Source organism: Williamsia sp. MIQD14, from assembly GCF_051025635.1.
Taxonomy (GTDB): Bacteria; Actinomycetota; Actinomycetes; order Mycobacteriales; family Mycobacteriaceae; genus Williamsia_A.
The window spans coordinates 270,534-288,274 of sequence record NZ_JBPFDG010000003.1 but is presented as its reverse complement, the minus strand read 5'-3'; the positions used below and the strand labels follow the sequence as shown (position 1 = coordinate 288,274).

The window sequence follows — 17,741 nt, the reverse complement described above, 5'->3', positions numbered from 1 at the left end:
GAGGCTGCAGGGTCAGACCGGCTTGGGGAGAAGCAGTTCGACGTTGTGGTCGACCGAGGTGCCGAGACGTTTCGCCTCGTAACCGGTGTCATTGTAGGAGAACTCGCGGTACATCGACCCGAGACCGGTCACCGAGTGATCGGCGTAGTCGACCGAGTAGGGCGCCGCCGATTCGATGAGGGTGCAGAACAGCGACAGGGTGCCGTCGGCGTTGTCGCAGACCTCGACCACCCGGGCGTTCTGGGGGAAGTCGATGTGCGAGGCGGTGTTGATCTCCCAGAAGCTCTGCGCCGGAGTGGGTCCGCGATGCGGGGTGATCTTGTTGGTGTGGGTGTGACCGTTGACCCACGCGATCACGTTCGGGAACCGGTGGAAGAACTCGATCAGCTGCGGCCCGGTGGCGCGACGCTCGAGAGGCCGCTCCGGATCGGGGATCGGCAGCTCCATCGTGTCGCTCGTGTGGTGGCTGAACGCGACGAACAGGGTGCTGCGGTCGCGGGTGAACAGACGCTGCATCCAGTCGAGCTGACCCTGCCCGATCGACCCGTCGGTGAACCCGGCGTGGTTGGTGGTGTCCATCGAGATGCCGACCACGCCGGGAGCGATCTCGAACGAGTAGTAGGTGATGCCGGATTCGGCTGCGTCACGGTCGAATCCATGACCGACCGGGCCGGGACCGGTATAGCGGTCCTTGAAGTGCTCGGCGATGTACTGCCGCGGGGTGAACGGACGCCGGCGCGGGTCGGGGGTGACGGTGCGGATCGGCCCGGTGGTCGCCTGCGCGGCCAGCATGCGGGCGGCGTCGGCCGGCCGGTTGCCGAAGGCATCGGCGATCCGGGCGACCTCGGTCTGGCGCAGCGGCAGATCCGGCTTGATGGAACCGGTGTAGAGCGCGTCGAGCGCCCCGATCCCGCTCGGCAGGGTGCCCTGCACGCTGTCGTCGTGGTTACCGAACACGCTGTACCAGCGGGTGTCGAGGCCGGGGCTGGTGACGGGCTTGATGCTCGAGGCGAGCAACCCGGGGATCTGCGGGAACCCCTTCTGCTTGTACAGGTCGTTCACCGCCGACTCCGGCTGCCAGTACAGCTCGGAACCCCACACCTGCACGCCCTCGTACCGGGTGAGGTCACCGGTGGACTGCGCCAGGGTGCCGCCGCTGAACAGGGTGAGGAACCATCCGAGTTCGACGAACTCGTGGTTGTCGGTGTTGTCGCCGGTCGAGACCACGCAGTCGAAACGCCGTCCGCTGAACGGGGCCGATCTCAGGTCGTTGATCCGCTGCACCAGGTTGATGGTCGCCGCGGCACCGAGCTTCTCGTGGGGCCGGAACGCCGAGCCGTTGTACTGATGCACGAACTCCGCACGCACCGGGCTCTCGGCGTCCACGATGTGGACGTCGGTGGTCTGCACGATCGACGCGAGCCCCGTCCGTCGACTGTCTCGACCCGCCTTGGGTGTGGCCAGCTCTCCTCGAACCACGAGCGGCCACGCGGGTCCCGCCACCAGGCGGCGGTACGACTTCGGTCCGGTCGCGGCGGGAACGCCGACGGTGTCGAGGGTGGTGCCCGCGATGGACACCGCGCGCGACCCGACGGCGGGATCGGCGAACGCGACAGGGGTGTTCTTGCTGCTCACCGCGCCGACGGCGGCAGCCGCTCCGAGCGCTCCGGCTCCCTTGAACAGGGTCCGGCGGCTGATGTCGTGGCGGTCGAAGCCGGTCATGGTGGTCTCCTCGACCCGGGCAGACGAGCGGTCTGCGTCGACGGCACGCCAACATCGTGCCGCGTTGATCTTGCCTCAGACTCGCGCGGCAGCCCAGTGAAACGCCACCCATTCACCCCGGTCGCCACCGAATCGGACAAAGATCGCATGATCGGTCGGCGTTCACGACGACCGCCTATCGTGTGGTCACATTCGGCCCGAGGGAGGCGTCGGCATCGATGGACTGGTCACTGCGCGCGTGTAGCCGACGTGGGCACGCCACCTACGAGCCCACCGACCACCCCGGCCTGAGATCGCGGCTGACGACGACGACCGCGGCCGGTGACGCCTGGCGTTGCCTGCGCTGCGGCGACTTCGCCGTCGGCGAACCGCGCGGGCGGGGTCCGGCCGACGAGGCACCCGACCTGGCGGGCGGGAAGGCAGCGCGAGACCGGGTGGTGTTACGACTGCTCGCCGTCGAGCGACTGCTCCGCGCCGTCGTGCTGCTGATCGCCGGCGGCGCGGTCATCCGGTTCCGCGACAGCCGCGAATCGGCCCGCAACGCCTTCGACACCGAACTGCCGCTGCTGCGCCCACTCGCCAATCAGTTGGGTTGGAACATCGACGACTCGAAGGTGGTCCGGCTCGTCGAGAAGAGCTTCTCGCTCAGCTCCACCACGCTGGTGTGGATCGGGATCGCCATCGTCGTCTACGGCATCTCCCAGCTCATCGAGGCGACCGGCCTGTGGCTGATGAAGCGGTGGGGCGAGTACTTCGCCGTGGTCGCGACCAGCGTGTTCGTGCCCGTCGAAGTCTACGAACTGACCGAGAAGGTGACCGTCCTACGCATCGCACTCCTCGCGGTCAACATCGCCGCGGTCGTCTGGCTGGTGTGGAGCAAGAAGCTGTTCGGCGCCAACGGCGGGTCGAAGGCCTACGCAGAGGAACACCACGCCAACAGCCTGCTCTCGGTGGAGCGCGCCGCCGCCTGACCGTCGCGATCCAGGCGCCGTCAGTCGCCGACCGACCCGAGACCGGCGACCAGCACGCCGACCATGTGGCGCGCGTCGTATCGCGGGTCGTCGGCCGCTCCGATACAGAGGTTGCCGACGGCGCGCATCAGCTCGAGCGGCCGCACATCGCCTCGGATCTCGCCCGCTCTCGTGGCGGCAGCGACGATGTCGGCACACACCGGTACGAGGTTGTCGAGAAAGTACGCGTGCAGGGTCTCGAAAGTGGGGTCTGTCGACTGCAGCGCCTCGGCGAGACCGTGCTTGGTCACCAGGAAATCGACGAAGAGATCGATCCACGAGGCCAGCGCGCCGTACGGGGAGTCGTTGCGCGACAGCAGTTCCGGGCCGGCCTGCGCGCAGGCGTCGACCTGATGGCGATACACGGCGACGATGAGATCGGCCCGCGTCGGGAAGTGCCGATAGATCGTCCCGACCCCCACGCCGGCGGCGGCGGCGATCTCGCGCACCGGTGCGGCGACACCGGAGGTCACGAACGCGGCGGCCGCGGCGTCGAGCAGCGTTTCGGCGTTGCGCCGGGCGTCGGCCCGCTTGGGCGCAGGCGACGGGAGTTCGTCGACCACCTCACCACTCCCCTCGACAAACGGAACCGTGTTCCGTAACGTTCTTATCGGAACCGCGTTCCGTTTCCGACACGATAGCCCAGAGCAGGAGTCACCATGAAGTACCGCACCCTCGGACGCACCGGCGTACAGGTCAGCACCCTCGCGCTCGGCGCGATGAACTTCGGCGCCATCGGCAAGACCACCCAGGACGACGCGACCGCCATCGTCGACGCCGCACTCGAAGGCGGCATCAACATCATCGACACCGCCGACATGTACAGCCAGGGCGAATCGGAGGAGATGGTCGGCAAGGCCATCGCGGGTCGTCGCGACGACATCGTGTTGGCCACCAAGGTGTTCAACCCGATGGGCGATGAGCGCAACCACCGCGGGAGCTCGCGCCGCTGGATCATCACCGAGCTGGAGAACAGCCTGCGCCGACTCGGCGTCGACCACGTCGATCTCTACCAGATCCACCGTTGGGACCCGACAACCGGCGATGACGAGACCCTCTCGGCCCTCACCGATCTGCAGCGCGCGGGCAAGATCCGCTACTTCGGCTCCTCGACCTACCCCGCCCATCGCATCGTGCAGGCGCAGTGGGCGGCGAAGGAGAACCACCTCAGCCGGTTCACCACCGAGCAGCCCCCGTATTCGATCCTGCAGCGCGGCATCGAATCCCACGTCCTGCCGGTCACCGAGGAGTACGGGATGGGTGTGCTGGTGTGGAGCCCGCTGGCCGGCGGGTTCCTGTCGGGCGCGATCCGCGCCGGGCAGGAGAACGCCACCCACCGCGCGCAGCTGATGCCTGCGCGATTCGGTCCGGACGCTCCTGCCGCCCGGGCCAAGATCGACGCCGTCGAGAAGCTGATCACCGTCGCCGAGGAGGCCGGCCTGACGTTGATCCAGCTCGCGCTCGGTTTCGTGACCGCACACCCCGGCGTCACGAGCGCCATCATCGGACCGCGCACCGTCGAGCACCTGCACTCGCAGCTCGCCGCCGGTGACATCGACCTGTCGGCGGATGTCCTCGACGCGATCGACGAGATCGTCGCCCCCGGTGTGGATCTGGCTCCCGAGGAGAAGTTCGACACCCCGCCGGCGATCCTCGACGCATCTCTGCGGCGACGCTGACATGACACGTTTCGGGATCGCCACTCCCCCACAGAACGTCGACTACGCGGATCTGGTGCGGGTGTGGACCGAGGCCGACGGCATCGAGGAGATCGACGACCTGTGGCTCTTCGACCACCTCATGCCGATCGGCGGCGATCCGGACGGCCCGATCCTCGAGGGCTGGACGTTGTTGTCGGCGTTGGCCACACAGACCCGGCGCATCGGTCTCGGCCTTCTGGTGACCAGCAACCGGTTCCGACCGCCTGCCATGCTGGCGAAGATCGCGACGACGGTCGACGTGGTGTCCGGGGGGCGGTTGATCTTCGGAATCGGTGCGGGCTCACGACCGAGCGTGCCGATGGCGCGTCGCGAATACGACGCCCACGGTCTGCCCTATCTCGATGCGACCGGCGCTGTCGCGGGCCTGGGTGAGTCGCTGACGGTGATCCGGAAGCTGTGGACGGAGTCCGAACCGTTCGACTTCCACGGTGACCACGTCGATGTCACCGGCGCCTTCGGGAACCCGAAACCCGTTCAGCGGCCCGGACCGCCGATCCTGATCGGCGGGCGGTCGAAGGGCGTCCTGCGCCTCGTCGCCGAGCACGCCGACATGTGGAACATCCCCGGCGGCGACATCGACGACGTCGTCGAACGGAGCGCGCTGCTCGACAGGTACTGCGACGACATCGGACGCGACCCCGCGGCGATCACCCGATCGATCCATCTCGGGGTGTCCTACGACGACCCCGCCGCCACCCGCACAGCGATCGCCGAGGCCGTCGCGGCCGGCTTCGGCCACGTCACGCTGGGGTTGCCCGCGCCCTACCCACCGGGTGTCGCACGCTGGGTCGTCGACGAGATCATCACGCCGGCGAGCGCACACTGACGACTGCGCTGGTCATGCGGCGAGGTCGAGGGGGTGTCGCGGCCAGGTGATGTCGACCCGCGGGGCACGCCCGCGCCGCTCGACCACGAGGTGGGCGAGCTGGAGTTCGATGGCGACGAACGGTGGCGGCGGTTCTGAGACCACCGTCGGACCGACCCATGGGTCGTCGCCCGAGGAGTGCCGTTCGAGCAGTTCATCGATGCGGTGCAGATGGTTCGCGCGGAGTGTCTCGGGTGGGTCGGTGTTGCGACGCCAGCCGTAGCGGCCTCGGTCGGGTCCGTCGGTGATCTTTTCCGTTCGTTGCGGATGGCGAGATCCGCGACCTCCTCGTCAGTGCACGAGGTGGAGTCGGCAGAAAGGATTCTGCTCACAATCTGTTCCAGGGCAGCGTAATCCGATTCGATATCGTTCATCGGCCTGCCCCCTCCCCAGGTGGTTCTGTACATCCAGGTCAGCACGGACGTTCGAGGCGTCGGGGGTTGATTTCAGTGAATAGTGTTGAACGCTAGTGTATTTCGCTCTTCTGGTTGCGTTCTACTACCGCTGACTGTGCGGAAGCCGGTCGTCGAGTGTGCGGTGTCTCGTCGTCGGCTCACGCCAGCCGGTGAGCACACTCGACGAGCGTTTCCACACAGTCAGCACAACCAGACCGGCAGGTTCCACACAGTCAGAACACCGCCGGCATCTACGTGCCTATGCGGGCCTGGGCGACGAGCTCGACCGCGGCCGCGAGGGAGAGGCCCTTGTCGGCGCGGCGGAGGGTGCGGATCTGTGCCATCTCGCCGTGCACCGGCTCGATGAGTGCACGGACCTCCTCGACCGTCCAGTCACGCGGCGCGGGGGTGGGCTTGAGCTGGACGAACAGCACGCCGAGGTTCGCGGCGATCACGATGACGCCGATCGCGACCCAGCCCCACCGTTCGTCGGAGAACCATCCGACCATGAGGTAGCCGACGCAGCCGATCAGCAGGATCGACCCGAGCACGGTGAGGCTCTTGGAGAACGTACGCATGCCCTGTTCCATGGCCGACAGACTAGCGAGGCGGGGCGGTCACCCGGTGGCGGGGATCAGCCGGACCGGCAGGTGAACCGGTCCCCGCAGCGAGCTGTGCGTGGACCAGGTCGTCGGCCCCGCGGGGGTGATCGCCGCGGCCTGTCGGGTGAGCTGGCGCAGCACGGCCTGGGCTTCCATGCGGGCCAGGATCGCGCCGACACACATGTGCGGCCCGTACCCGAAGGCGATGTGCGTACGGGGATCGCGATCCACACGGTAGGTGTCGGGATCGTCGAACACCCGTGGGTCCCGGTTCGCCGCCCCGAACGACATGAGCACCCGCGACCCGGTGGGGATCGTCACGGTCCCCACCTCGTGGGGCGCGCGGGTGTAGCGGTAGAGGTTCTGAATGGGTGAGGTGAACCGGAGCTGCTCCTCCACCGCCGCCGGGATCAGCTCGGGGTCCGCGCGGAGCGCGTCGAAGACGTCGGGTCGATGCGCGAGGGTGTCGATCATCCCGCCGATGAGGTTCGTGGTCGTCTCGTTGCCGGCGAACAGGAGCAGGAGGGCGATGAAGAACAGTCCGTCCTCGTCGAGCTCACCGCCCTCGTTGTACTCGAGCAACCGGCCGAGGACCGTATCGGATGCCGTGAAGACCCCCGAGGCGAACTGTCGGGAGAAGTAGCCGCGCAACGACCGGATCGCCCGGATGGCGGTGACGGTCTGCGCGACCCCGGCCGGGGTCGCGGCGGCGTTGACGAAACCGACCCCGTCCTCCGACCACCGACGGAATTGCGGGCCGTCGGTCTCCGGGACACCGAGGATGCGCGCGATGATCCGGATCGGCAGGGGGACGGCCAATCTCGCTACGGCATCGCACGCCCGACCGGTTACGACATCGGCCACGAGTTCCTCGGCGAGCGTGTCGATCGCCGACTGCCACGCGGCCATCGCACCCCGGGTGAACGCCGGCTGCACCTGTCTGCGGAGACGGGTGTGTTCTGCTCCGTCGGACAGGACGAGCATCGGCGCGGTGATCATGAACCTCGTGACGCCCCGGGTGCTGGTGACCGCGTCGGTACTGCGTAGCGCGGCCCGCACGTCCTCGTGGCCGGGAAGGATCCAGGTGGCTCGCCGCGGGTTGTAGAAGACCCGACCGCCGTGGTCGTGCAACCTGCGGTACGCCTCGAACGGCTGGGCCGCGGTCGCCGCGTCCGCCGGGTCGTAGTCGGTGTTCGTGGCCCCAGCCCACCCCCGGGTGCCACGGATCGCGGTGCGCACCGCCATGTCGAGATTCATCGACGCCGCCTCGAGCAGCGGCCCCCCGATCCCGCGCACCGACGCGATCGCGGCCTTGGCTGACCTCGCCCTGTCGGTACGCATGGCCACAGCGTCGACCCGCTGTCCCCCACCGGTCAACGACGAGGTCGAAAGTCGACACGCCCGAATCCCAACCGTGAAGACTTTTTTCTCAGACCACGCCTCCGAGCAGGTATTTTGGACATCGAGAGGGCACCGTTGTCTATCACCGTGAGAATCGAGGAACCCGTGGGTCAATCGGACTGGCTGGTGGGTGCGGACCGGTCATCGGCGGCCGCGACCCGCATCCATCGCGCGGCGGCCACCCTCATCGCGCGCCACGGTCCCGAGCGCCTCACCATCGCCGACATCGCGGCGATGGTGCACTGCTCACCCGCCACCGTCTACCGCCACGCCGGCGGTAGGGATCAGATCCGGGATGCGGTGCTGACCCAGATGTCGGCCCGGATCATGCACGACGTCTTCGCCGCGATCGACGGTCTGACCGGAGCCGAGAGGGTCGTGACCGCGATGCGCGTCGGCATCGACCGCATCCGCCACGAACCGATCGCCCGGCGCATGTTGCCCCTGCCCCCGGGGTCACTGCGGTGGGTGGAACGGTCACCGACCATCACCGGCCCGGCCGCGCAGATGATCGGATGCGCACCCGACGATCTCGCCGTCGCCTGGTTCATCCGCGCGGTCCTCGCACTGTGCCAGTGGCCTGCCGCCGACGAGGAGACCGAGCGCGAGATCCTGCTCCGCTTCGTCGGTCCCGCCCTGACCCCGACGTAGTGACGGTCAGCGGAAGGCGTCGAACCCGGTCAGGGCCTTGCCCACCGTGAGCTGGTGCATCTCGCTGGTGCCCTCGTACGTGAGCACCGATTCGAGGTTGTTGATGTGCCGGATCACCGGGTACTCGAGGGTGATGCCGTTGGCGCCGAGAATCGTTCGGCATTCGCGGGCGATCTTGATCGACTCGCGGACGTTGTTCAGCTTGCCGACACTGATCTGCTCCGGACGGATCTCGCCGCGATCCTTGCGACGTCCGAGGTGCACCGCCAAGAGCTGCCCCTTGCCCAGCTCGAGCGCCATGTCGGCGAGCTTGGCCTGGGTGAGCTGGTAGCCGGCGAGGGGCTTGTCGAACACGTCGCGGTCGGCGGCGTACGACAGCGCCGTCTCGAGGCAGTCGCGGGCGGCACCGAGCGCGCCGAACACGATCCCGAACCGCGCCTCGTTGAGACAGCTGAGCGGCCCCTTGAGGCCCTGCACACCGGGCAGAATCGCCGAGGCCGGGAGGCGCACGTCCTCGAGTACCAGCTCGGAGGTGACCGACGCGCGCAACGACATCTTCTTCGTGATCTCGGGCGCACTGAACCCGGGGGTGTCGGTGGGGATGACGAAGCCGCGGATGCCGCGGGGACCCTCGTCGAGGTCGGTGCGCGCCCACACGACGGCGACGTCGGCGACCGAACCGTTGGTGATCCACATCTTCGACCCGTTGAGCACCCAGTCGTCGCCGTCACGCTTGGCGTTGGTGCGCATGCCGCCGGGGTTCGAGCCGTAGTCGGCCTCGGTCAGCCCGAAGCAACCGATGGCCTCACCCGCGGCCATCTTCGGCAGCCATTCGTCCTTCTGCTCGTCGCTGCCGAAGGCGTGCATCGCGAACATGGCCAACGACCCCTGCACCGACACGAAGCTACGCAGACCGGAGTCGACGGCCTCGAGTTCCTGGCACGCCAGGCCGTAGGTGGTCGCCGACAGGCCTGCGCAGCCGTATCCGGTGAGGTGCATCCCGAACAGTCCCAGCTCACCGAGCTGGCCCGCGAGCTCGCGCACCGGCAGTTTCGCGTCCTCGAACCAGCCGGCCACATGGGGGCGCAGCTTCTCCTCACCGAACCGACGGACGGTGTCGCGGATCTCGCGTTCGTCGGCGTCGAGGAGATCGTCGAGCGCGATGAGTTCGGTGACGGATTGAGCGGTCATGCTTCCCAGGCTAGCCCCGCGCCCGGGGGCCGAGGGCTGGATAGGGTCCTCGGCGAACACGCAATCACCGAAGGGGAGACCGGTGGCCGATCTCGAGCCGAACTTCTGGATCGACGTCGAGGGTGACGTGGTCGCCCAACTCGTCGATCACATCGTCCTGCTGGCGTGCGAGTCGCAGGTGCGCTTCGCCGAACGGTTCGGCGGGGTCGCCTGGGTGGGCGACCTCTCCGAGCCACCGACCTTCACCTTCCACACCGACCCCCCGACCCTGTTCGCGCCGAGTTTCGTGGGGTCGACCTCTGCCGAGGGATCGTGGATGTGGGGATGGCACAACATCAATCAGTTCACCGAGTCGGTGGTCGCGATCGCGAACACCGTGTACGGCAACGGCGAGCAACTCGGGATCACCGAACTGACCACCCCACTGCAGCCCCTCGACCCCGACGCCCGTGCGGCGCAGGGACTGCCCGCCCGCACCGACGTCGCCACGCAGTACACGCTGCTCACGCAGGCACTGTCGCTCGACCCGGCGCCGATCTGGTTCCGATCTCTCGGGGACTCCCCCGACGACCAGGCGACGTTCATCCTGCGCAACGACGCCGAGTTCTCGTTGCCGCCGGCCGGGAGCCTGTCGGTGAACCGCACCCTGACCGAGGGGCTGTCGTCGGGGCTGATGACCGACCACGTCCTCGCGGTCCACTCCTACGCCGCTCGCCGCGAGGGGATCGAACTCGATCGCGCCGACGTCGACCGGTATGACCTCCGCTGCGCCGACGGGACCGTCACCGTCCGGTTCGACGACCTCCGGCGCATCTCGGCGGTCGAGTCGACCATCGGCCCGGAAACCGTCGGCCCCGAATCCATCGGCGCAGAATGGGGTGATGGGTAGGCAGCGCGGCGACTCGGCGGACTGGCGGGAGAGCAAGACCTGCGAGGTGTGCGGTCGACCGTTCGACAACCGCAAGCGCTGGGCCGCGCGCGGACAGTGGGACGACGTCCGATACTGCTCGGCGAAGTGTCGAGCGCAGGCCCGCCGCGAACGGCGTGCCCCGAACCAGACCTGAACGCCCGAGCCGAGCCGAGCCGGCCGATCGGACCTAGCCGGCCTGGCCGTGCATCTTCTCGGCCGCGGTGTCGCCCTGCTTGGCGCTCTGCAGCGCCTCGCGGACGAACTCACCGGCCAACGCGATCGCCTCGAGTGCCTCGCGGTGCTTGCCCGAGATGGCCGGGAACGCATGGACCTGCCACGAGAAGCTGTGGGCGACGGCCGTCGCACCCGCGGCGTCGAGGGACTCGACGAGCTCGATGATGTCGGGTTCGAGCATCTCGTCCTGCGCGCACGTGATGAGCAGCGGCGGGATCGACCGGGGCGACAATGCCCCGATGCGGCGGACACCGTCGAGGGAGATCGGCCCCTGATCGAACATCGGGGTCAGCTCGGCCATCTTCGACATCGGCAGGTAGGCGTCACTGCGGCTGCTGCGGTCGGGATTGTTCGCGAGGTCGAGATCGAGCAACGGCGAGAACCCCACGTAGGCGGTGGGCATCGCGAGGCCGTCGCGATGGGCGTACTCGCCGATCTTCGCGGCGAGAAAGCCGCCGGCCGAATCGCCCGCGACGACCACGTGGCGGTAGCCGCGCTCGAGGAGCAGCTCCCGGTAGGCGTAGTAGGCGTCGTGCACCGACGTCCCGACACCCGCCTCGGGCAACTGGCGGTAGGCGAGGGAGAACACCGGCAGACCCGTGGAGCGCGCCATGCGTCCGGCGACCACGCGATGCGTGGCGAGACCGCAGGTGATGAACGCGCCGCCGTGCAGGTAGAGCAGTGCGGTGTCGCTGTCGCGGCGGCTGGGTCCGGCGGGGACCGACATCTCGACGGGTCGACCGGCCAGCTCCATCTCCTCGCTGACGACGCCCTGGGGTTTCGGGCCCCGGGCGGCGGCACGGTCGATGAGATAGAGCAGTCGCAGACCGGCCGGCGTGACCGGCCACAGCCGCAGGATCGGCTTGAGGATGAGACGGGAACCGATCCAGATGGGCTTCGAACCGCGGCTGGGGCGGTTGTGGGTGATCACCGGCATGAGGGCCTCCTCCGGTGGAGTGTCGACACTCACGCGACCGCCCCTGTTTGTCGGAACGCGCGGAGTCGAACGGGACGCAGACGCTCGGTGAACGAACGGTGACGCCGGATTGGGTGACGTTGATCTCTGTATCCGAACGTAACACCAACCGGGCAAGACCGTCGTCGGACCGCGGCCGCCGACCCCCGCCGACATCGCCGTCGGCGTGGCCGACCTCACCGCATCTCCGCAGCCGGGGGCTGCCACACTGTCATCGCCCGACCGGGGCCGTGACCACAGCCGGAAAGGACATCGGTGACCCATCCGATCCCGCCGCAGTACCTGTTGTCGTCGCAGGCCGGCGACGCTCGAACGCTGATCGACATCCTCACCGAGACCGCCCGTCGCCACCCCGACGCACCCGCCATCGACGACGGTGAGGTGTCGCTGGGATACGCCGAACTCCTCGAGGCGGTCGACGACGGCGCACGGTGGATGGCGCAGCAGAACATCGGGCGCGGCGACCGTGTGGGCATCCGGATGCCGTCGGGTTCACGCGAGCTGTACCTCGCGATCCTGTCGACGCTGGCCGCCGGGGCCGCCTATGTCCCGGTCGACGTCGACGACCCCGACGAGCGCGCGCAGCTCGTGTTCGGCGAGGCGCAGGTCGCCGCGGTCATCGACAGGTCGGGGCTGCACCGCACGGCGTCGGTGCGCAACCGCGACACCGTCGAGGTGCCCGCATCGGCGTCGTCGATGGCCCCCACCCCCGAGGACGACGCGTGGATCATCTTCACCTCGGGCTCGACCGGCACGCCGAAGGGTGTCGCGGTCACCCACCGCAACGCCGCGGCCTTCGTCGACGCCGAGGCCGACATGTTCCTCGTCGACGAGCCGATCGGTCCGGGCGATCGCGTGCTCGCGGGTCTGTCGGTCGCGTTCGACGCCTCCTGTGAGGAGATGTGGCTCGCGTGGCGCCACGGCGGGTGCCTGGTACCGGCGCCGCGGGCGCTCGTGCGCAGCGGCATGGACCTCGGGCCGTGGCTGGTCGCCCGTGACATCACCGTGGTCTCCACGGTCCCGACGCTGGCGGCACTGTGGCCCGCCGAGGCCCTCGAAGCGGTGCGACTGCTCATCTTCGGCGGCGAGGCATGCCCGCCCGAGCTCGGTGAACGTCTCGCGGTGCCGGGCCGCGAGCTATGGAACACCTACGGCCCCACCGAGGCCACCGTCGTCGCGTGTGCCGCACCGCTGACCGGGCAGGGTCCGGTACGCATCGGATTGCCGCTGCGCGGATGGGATCTCGCGGTCGTCGACGCTGCGGGCAACCCCGTCGCCGAGGGCGAGACCGGTGAACTCGTCATCGGCGGTGTCGGACTCGCGCGGTACCTCGATCCGGCCAAGGACGCCGAGAAGTACTCGGCCATGCCCACTCTCGGGTGGGACCGCGCCTACCGCAGCGGCGACCTCGTGCGCCTGGAGGCGGAGGGACTGGTCTTCGCCGGACGTGCCGACGACCAGGTGAAGGTCGGTGGACGGCGCATCGAACTCGGCGAGATCGACAACGCCCTGCAGAATTTGCCGGGTGTGGGCGGCGCGGCGGCCGCGGTACGCAAGACCGCCGCAGGCAACTCGGTGCTCGTCGGCTACCTCGCCTCGACCGATCCCGCCTTCGACCTGAAGCGGGCGCACGACATCTTGGCCGAGCAACTCCCCGCGCCGATGGTGCCTCGGCTCGCGCTCGTCGACGAGCTGCCCACCCGCACCTCGGGCAAGGTCGACCGCAACGCACTGCCCTGGCCGCTGCCCGGCGCGAGCGGGGACGCCGACCGCTCCGACCTCGGCCCGACCGCACAGTGGGTCGCCGACCTGTGGACCGCGGTGCTCGGCGTCGCCATCGCCGACGAGAAGGCCGACTTCTTCAGCGAGGGCGGCAGTTCGCTCGCCGCGGCGCAGCTGGTGACCGCGCTGCGCGAGCGCTACCCCGAGGTGACCGTCGCCGACCTCTACGACCACCCACGCCTCGGCTCGCTCGCCGGCATGCTCGACGACCTCAACCCCGGCATCGTCGCCGAACCCCGCGAGGTACGCCCGACACCACGCGCCACCGGTGTCGCGCAGATCCTGCTGTCGATCCCGCTGACGACGCTGACCGGCCTTCAGTGGGCCACGTGGCTCGGGGTCGCGAACAACGTCGCCGCCGCGTTCACCGACGTCCCGTGGCTCATCGCGGTGAACTGGTGGGTGCTGCTCGCCGCGTTCATCGTGTTCATCACCCCGTTGGGCCGCATGGTGATCGCCACCGTCGGCTGCCGTCTGCTGCTCGCGGGGGTGACGCCGGGAACCTACCCGCGCGGCGGGTCGGTGCACCTGCGGCTCTGGGTCGCCGAACGCCTCACCGAGGCCAGCGGCGCATCGAACCTGGCCGGCGCACCGTGGATGATCTACTTCGCCCGGGCGCTGGGCGCCGACATCGCCTCCGGTGTCGATCTGCACTCCCTTCCCCCGGTGACCGGGATGATCTCGCTCGGCGAGGGTTGCTCGGTGGAACCCGAGGTCGATCTCGCGGGCTGGTGGATCGACGGCGACGTGGTCCACATCGGCGACATCGAGATCGCCGAGCGCGCCACCGTAGGCAGCCGCTCGACGCTCCTGCCCGGCACCCGCATCGGCCGCGACGCCGTCGTCGCCCCGGGCTCGGCCGTCCTCGGCAAGGTGAAGGCGCGTCAGCACTGGGCCGGGTCGCCCGCGGTGAAGACCGGCAAGGCCACCACGCCGTGGCCGGCCGAACGACCGCCGCGCGCCAGCTGGTGGGTGCCGGTGTACGGCATCAGCTCCATCCTGTTGGCGGGCATCCCGCTGATCGCCCTCGCCGCGGGCCTGGCGGTGATCGGCACCTGGGCGGCGCGCGCCGACCGCCTGCGCGACGTGGCCCTACGGTCGCTGGCGCTGTTGCCCGCGGCGACCGTCGTGAGCCTGCTCGTGTTCGCGGCGATCACCGCGATCGGTGTGCGGCTGCTGTCGATCGGCATGTCCGTCGGCTACCACCCGGTGCGCTCGCGGGTCGGCTGGCAGGTGTGGGCCACCGAACGGTTGATGGACTCCGCGCGCACCTACCTGTTCCCGCTGTACGCGAGCCTCCTGACGCCCGCGTGGTTCCGGTTGCTCGGCGCCGACATCGGGACGGGCACCGAGATCAGCACCGCCCTGGTGATCCCGAAGTTCACCTCGGTCGGCGACGGGGCGTTCCTCGCCGACGACACCATGGTGGCGAGCTACGAACTCGGTGGCGGCTGGATGCACATCGACGAGGCGAAGATCGGCAAGCGCGCCTTCCTCGGCAACTCGGGCATGACCGGTCCGGGACGCAAGGTCCCGAAGAACAGCCTCGTCGCGGTGCTGTCGGCGACACCGGACAAGGCGAAGTCGGGATCGAGCTGGCTGGGTAGCCCGCCGGTGCGTCTGCGACGTGCCGTCGCCCAGACCGACACCAGCCGCACCTTCGACCCGCCGCGGAAACTCAAGGTCGCGCGCGCGATCGTCGAGACGATGCGGTTGATCCCGGTGATGATCTCCTTCGGCCTCGGACTGTTCGTCCTCATCGGCCTGCAGTACATCGCCTCACAGTCGAACTTCTGGCTCGCCGGCCTGGTCAGCGGCCTGATGCTGTTGGTCGCCGGGGCCGCCGCGTGTTGCATCGCGGCCGCGGCGAAATGGCTGGTGGTGGGCCGGATCGCGGTGGGCGAACACCCGCTGTGGAGTTCCTTCGTGTGGCGCAACGAGCTGTCGGACGCGTTCGTCGAGACCGTCGCGGCCCCGTGGTTCGCCAACGCGGCCACGGGCACCCCGATCCTCAACGTGTGGCTACGGCTGCTCGGCGCGAAGATCGGTCGCGGCGTGTGGTGCGAGACCTATTGGCTCCCCGAGGCCGACCTGGTCACCCTCGGTGACGGCGCCACCATCGCGCGCGGCTGCGTGGTGCAGACACACCTGTTCCACGATCGCGTGATGGCCATGGACCGCGTGACCCTCGGCAACGGCGCCACGCTGGGGCCGCACTGCGTCGCGCTACCGGCGGCCGGTCTCGGCGACGCGGCGACCGTCGGCCCGGCGTCGCTGGTGATGCGCGGCGACGTGGTCCCCGACTTCACCCGCTGGCAGGGCAACCCCATCGCTCCCTGGTCGGAGACCAGCTAGAAGTCACTGGTACTAGGTGCTGCTGCGCCCGCGGCGGCTCATGACGTAACCGTCGACACCGGTCTTGCCGGTGTTGACCAGACCGACGGCGATGAGCGCCGCGATCAGGGCCAGCGGGAACTCGTATCCGCCGTCGAAGTTCCAGAACCCCTTGTCGATGTGGGCGACGAAGATCGCGCCGATCATGTCGATGATGAGCAGGATCGACACCAGCGGCACGAGGACGCCGAGGATCAGCAGGATGCCGCCGACGAACTCGACCCAGGTCGCGTAGTGGGCACTGAACTCGGGGAACGGTGCGTCCATGGCCGCGAATCCCTTTTGCGTGGCGTCGATTCCGTTGGTGTGCAGCTTCTGCCAGCCGTGCATGATGAAGATGATGCCCAGGATCACCCGTGCGATCAGCGATGTGAGACTTCTCGATGCGCCCATGACCGTTCCTCCTGATGTCCGATTCGCCAGCTCCGGGGCGAACGCTACCGGAGCGGACCCCACAGGTGGCCGGGTAACCTCATTTCACGATCGTGGGCGCCGGGGGCGCACGACACACATGTGCGAGTGGAGGTTTGGTGCCGGACAGCAGTTCTTCGGGTGGGGGTCCGTTACTCGGTGACCCCACCGACGGGATCGATCCCTACCTGCCCAAGAACGGCAACCTCGGATACCGGGTCAGTCGGTACGACCTCGAGCTCGAGTACAAGGTGGCCAGCAACCGCCTGACCGGCACCGCCACCATCACCGCGACCGCCATCAACCACCTCGGACGCTTCTCGCTCGACCTCGCGACGTCGCTGTCGGTGTCGCGGGTGTCGGTGAACGGCAAGCGGGCCTCGCGCTACAGCCAGCGGTCCAACAAGCTGTCGATCACGCCGGCGACACCACCGCCGCCGGGTGCGTCGATGACCGTGGTGATCAAGTACTCGGGCTCACCCAAGCCGATCCGCGGGCCGTGGGGCGAGGTCGGTTTCGAGGAACTCACCGAGGGTGCGCTGTGCGCCAACCAGCCCAACGGCGCGGCGTCGTGGTTCCCGTGCGACGACCATCCGTCGTCGAAGGCGTCGTATCGGATCGCCATCACCACCGAGTCGCCGTATCACGCGATCGCGAACGGGACCCTGCAGCGCAAGCGGAACAAGGCCGCGATGACGACGTGGGTGTACGAGCAGGTGGAGCCGATGGCGACCTACCTCGCGACCATCTCCATCGGTCCGTACGTGCGGAAGACCCTGGCGACCAAACCGGTGAAGATCCACGCGGTGTTGCCCGAGCGGCTGCGCAGCGGCTTCGAATCCGACTTCGCGCGCCAGGAACAGATGATGACGGCGTTCTGCGACATGTTCGGGCCGTACCCGTTCCCCGAATACAGCGTCGTCGTCACCGACGACAACCTCGAGATCCCGATCGAGGCCCAGGGGATGTCGACGTTCGGCGCGAACCACTGCGACGGCAACGGCGGGTCGGAGCGCCTCGTCGCCCACGAACTCGCCCATCAGTGGTTCGGCAACTCGCTCACCCTGGCCCGCTGGCAGGACATCTGGCTGCACGAGGGGTTCGCCTGCTATAGCGAGTGGCTGTGGGCCGAGTACGCCGGGGACGACACCGCCGACAACCTGGCCCGCAGACACCATCGGCAGTTGGCGACGTCGCGCAAGGACATCGTGATCGGCGATCCCGGCCCGGAGAAGATGTTCGACGACCGCGTGTACAAACGCGGCGCACTCACCCTGCACGCTCTGCGGGGCACGGTGGGCGACGACGCGTTCTTCACCCTGCTCAAGGAGTGGACGCGTGAATACCGCTACAGCTCGGTGAGCACCGACGACTTCACGGCTCTCGCCGCCCGACACAGCGAGACGTCGCTCACGCCGCTGTGGCAGAAGTGGCTGCGGCAGAAGGCGTTGCCCGCCTTCCCCGAACAGCGCTGAC

The 17,741-nt window shown here is 68.7% G+C and carries 16 protein-coding genes; 8 read left to right on the top strand and 8 right to left on the bottom strand.

Translation table 11 applies throughout. From position 1 onward, the window contains the following. Positions 1–12: 12 nt before the first annotated feature. Positions 13–1,722 carry a TIGR03767 family metallophosphoesterase gene (locus ACQ7HM_RS12865; protein WP_434216639.1) on the bottom strand — a complete coding sequence of 570 codons (1,710 nt, stop codon included), beginning with the start codon at positions 1,720–1,722 and terminating at the stop codon, positions 13–15. Positions 1,723–1,940: 218 nt separating this feature from the next. Here ACQ7HM_RS12865 and ACQ7HM_RS12860 point away from each other — a divergent pair, with 218 nt between their 5' ends. After that, on the top strand, positions 1,941–2,693 hold the full coding sequence (locus ACQ7HM_RS12860; protein ID WP_434216638.1) for a DUF2127 domain-containing protein: 753 nt from the start codon (positions 1,941–1,943) through the stop codon (positions 2,691–2,693). 20 nt (positions 2,694–2,713) lie between these two features. Here ACQ7HM_RS12860 and ACQ7HM_RS12855 read toward each other — a convergent pair whose 3' ends face one another. Continuing rightward, positions 2,714–3,295 carry a TetR/AcrR family transcriptional regulator gene (locus ACQ7HM_RS12855; protein WP_434216637.1) on the bottom strand — a complete coding sequence of 194 codons (582 nt, stop codon included), beginning with the start codon at positions 3,293–3,295 and terminating at the stop codon, positions 2,714–2,716. A gap of 96 nt (positions 3,296–3,391) precedes the next feature. On the opposite strand from ACQ7HM_RS12855, the gene ACQ7HM_RS12850 reads away from it, so the two are divergent. After that, a complete protein-coding gene (locus ACQ7HM_RS12850; protein WP_434216636.1) occupies positions 3,392–4,411 on the top strand; it encodes an aldo/keto reductase in 1,020 nt (339 codons plus the stop codon). A 1-nt stretch (position 4,412) separates the two neighbouring features. After that, positions 4,413–5,279 carry an LLM class flavin-dependent oxidoreductase gene (locus tag ACQ7HM_RS12845; protein ID WP_434216635.1) on the top strand — a complete coding sequence of 289 codons (867 nt, stop codon included), beginning with the start codon at positions 4,413–4,415 and terminating at the stop codon, positions 5,277–5,279. A gap of 12 nt (positions 5,280–5,291) precedes the next feature. Here ACQ7HM_RS12845 and ACQ7HM_RS12840 read toward each other — a convergent pair whose 3' ends face one another. The 3 genes from ACQ7HM_RS12840 to ACQ7HM_RS12830 all read right to left on the bottom strand — a co-directional run bounded on the left by ACQ7HM_RS12840 (position 5,292) and on the right by ACQ7HM_RS12830 (position 7,656). After that, on the bottom strand, positions 5,292–5,423 hold the full coding sequence (locus tag ACQ7HM_RS12840; RefSeq protein ID WP_434216634.1) for a hypothetical protein: 132 nt from the start codon (positions 5,421–5,423) through the stop codon (positions 5,292–5,294). 541 nt (positions 5,424–5,964) lie between these two features. Next, entirely contained in the window at positions 5,965–6,303 is a 339-nt protein-coding gene (locus ACQ7HM_RS12835) for a hypothetical protein (RefSeq protein ID WP_434216633.1), read from the bottom strand. 27 nt (positions 6,304–6,330) lie between these two features. Then, on the bottom strand, positions 6,331–7,656 hold the full coding sequence (locus ACQ7HM_RS12830) for a cytochrome P450 (protein WP_434216632.1): 1,326 nt from the start codon (positions 7,654–7,656) through the stop codon (positions 6,331–6,333). A gap of 165 nt (positions 7,657–7,821) precedes the next feature. On the opposite strand from ACQ7HM_RS12830, the gene ACQ7HM_RS12825 reads away from it, so the two are divergent. Further along, entirely contained in the window at positions 7,822–8,367 is a 546-nt protein-coding gene (locus ACQ7HM_RS12825) for a TetR/AcrR family transcriptional regulator (RefSeq protein ID WP_434216631.1), read from the top strand. 6 nt (positions 8,368–8,373) lie between these two features. Here ACQ7HM_RS12825 and ACQ7HM_RS12820 read toward each other — a convergent pair whose 3' ends face one another. Continuing rightward, positions 8,374–9,558, bottom strand: a complete 1,185-nt coding sequence (locus tag ACQ7HM_RS12820) for an acyl-CoA dehydrogenase family protein (protein WP_434216630.1) — start codon at positions 9,556–9,558, stop codon at positions 8,374–8,376. An 82-nt stretch (positions 9,559–9,640) separates the two neighbouring features. On the opposite strand from ACQ7HM_RS12820, the gene ACQ7HM_RS12815 reads away from it, so the two are divergent. Together ACQ7HM_RS12815 and ACQ7HM_RS12810 are read left to right on the top strand one after the other, a co-directional pair. After that, positions 9,641–10,447, top strand: a complete 807-nt coding sequence (locus tag ACQ7HM_RS12815; RefSeq protein ID WP_434216629.1) for a DUF6882 domain-containing protein — start codon at positions 9,641–9,643, stop codon at positions 10,445–10,447. Then, on the top strand, positions 10,440–10,622 hold the full coding sequence (locus tag ACQ7HM_RS12810) for a DUF2256 domain-containing protein (RefSeq protein ID WP_434216628.1): 183 nt from the start codon (positions 10,440–10,442) through the stop codon (positions 10,620–10,622). The genes ACQ7HM_RS12815 and ACQ7HM_RS12810 overlap by 8 nt, the downstream gene beginning before the upstream one ends. 33 nt (positions 10,623–10,655) lie before the next feature. On the opposite strand, the gene ACQ7HM_RS12805 is transcribed toward ACQ7HM_RS12810, so the two are convergent. Then, entirely contained in the window at positions 10,656–11,639 is a 984-nt protein-coding gene (locus tag ACQ7HM_RS12805) for an alpha/beta hydrolase (RefSeq protein WP_434216627.1), read from the bottom strand. A gap of 294 nt (positions 11,640–11,933) precedes the next feature. Between ACQ7HM_RS12805 and ACQ7HM_RS12800 the strand changes: the two genes are divergently transcribed. Next, positions 11,934–15,815 carry a Pls/PosA family non-ribosomal peptide synthetase gene (locus ACQ7HM_RS12800; RefSeq protein ID WP_434216626.1) on the top strand — a complete coding sequence of 1,294 codons (3,882 nt, stop codon included), beginning with the start codon at positions 11,934–11,936 and terminating at the stop codon, positions 15,813–15,815. 12 nt (positions 15,816–15,827) lie between these two features. Here the strand turns inward: ACQ7HM_RS12800 and ACQ7HM_RS12795 are convergent, their stop codons facing one another. Continuing rightward, positions 15,828–16,247 (bottom strand): DoxX family protein, encoded by a 420-nt coding sequence (locus ACQ7HM_RS12795; RefSeq protein ID WP_434216625.1) that lies wholly within the window; start codon positions 16,245–16,247, stop codon positions 15,828–15,830. 137 nt (positions 16,248–16,384) lie between these two features. Here ACQ7HM_RS12795 and ACQ7HM_RS12790 point away from each other — a divergent pair, with 137 nt between their 5' ends. After that, on the top strand, positions 16,385–17,740 hold the full coding sequence (locus ACQ7HM_RS12790) for a M1 family metallopeptidase (RefSeq protein WP_235456051.1): 1,356 nt from the start codon (positions 16,385–16,387) through the stop codon (positions 17,738–17,740). The last annotated feature ends 1 nt before the right edge of the window (position 17,741 follow it).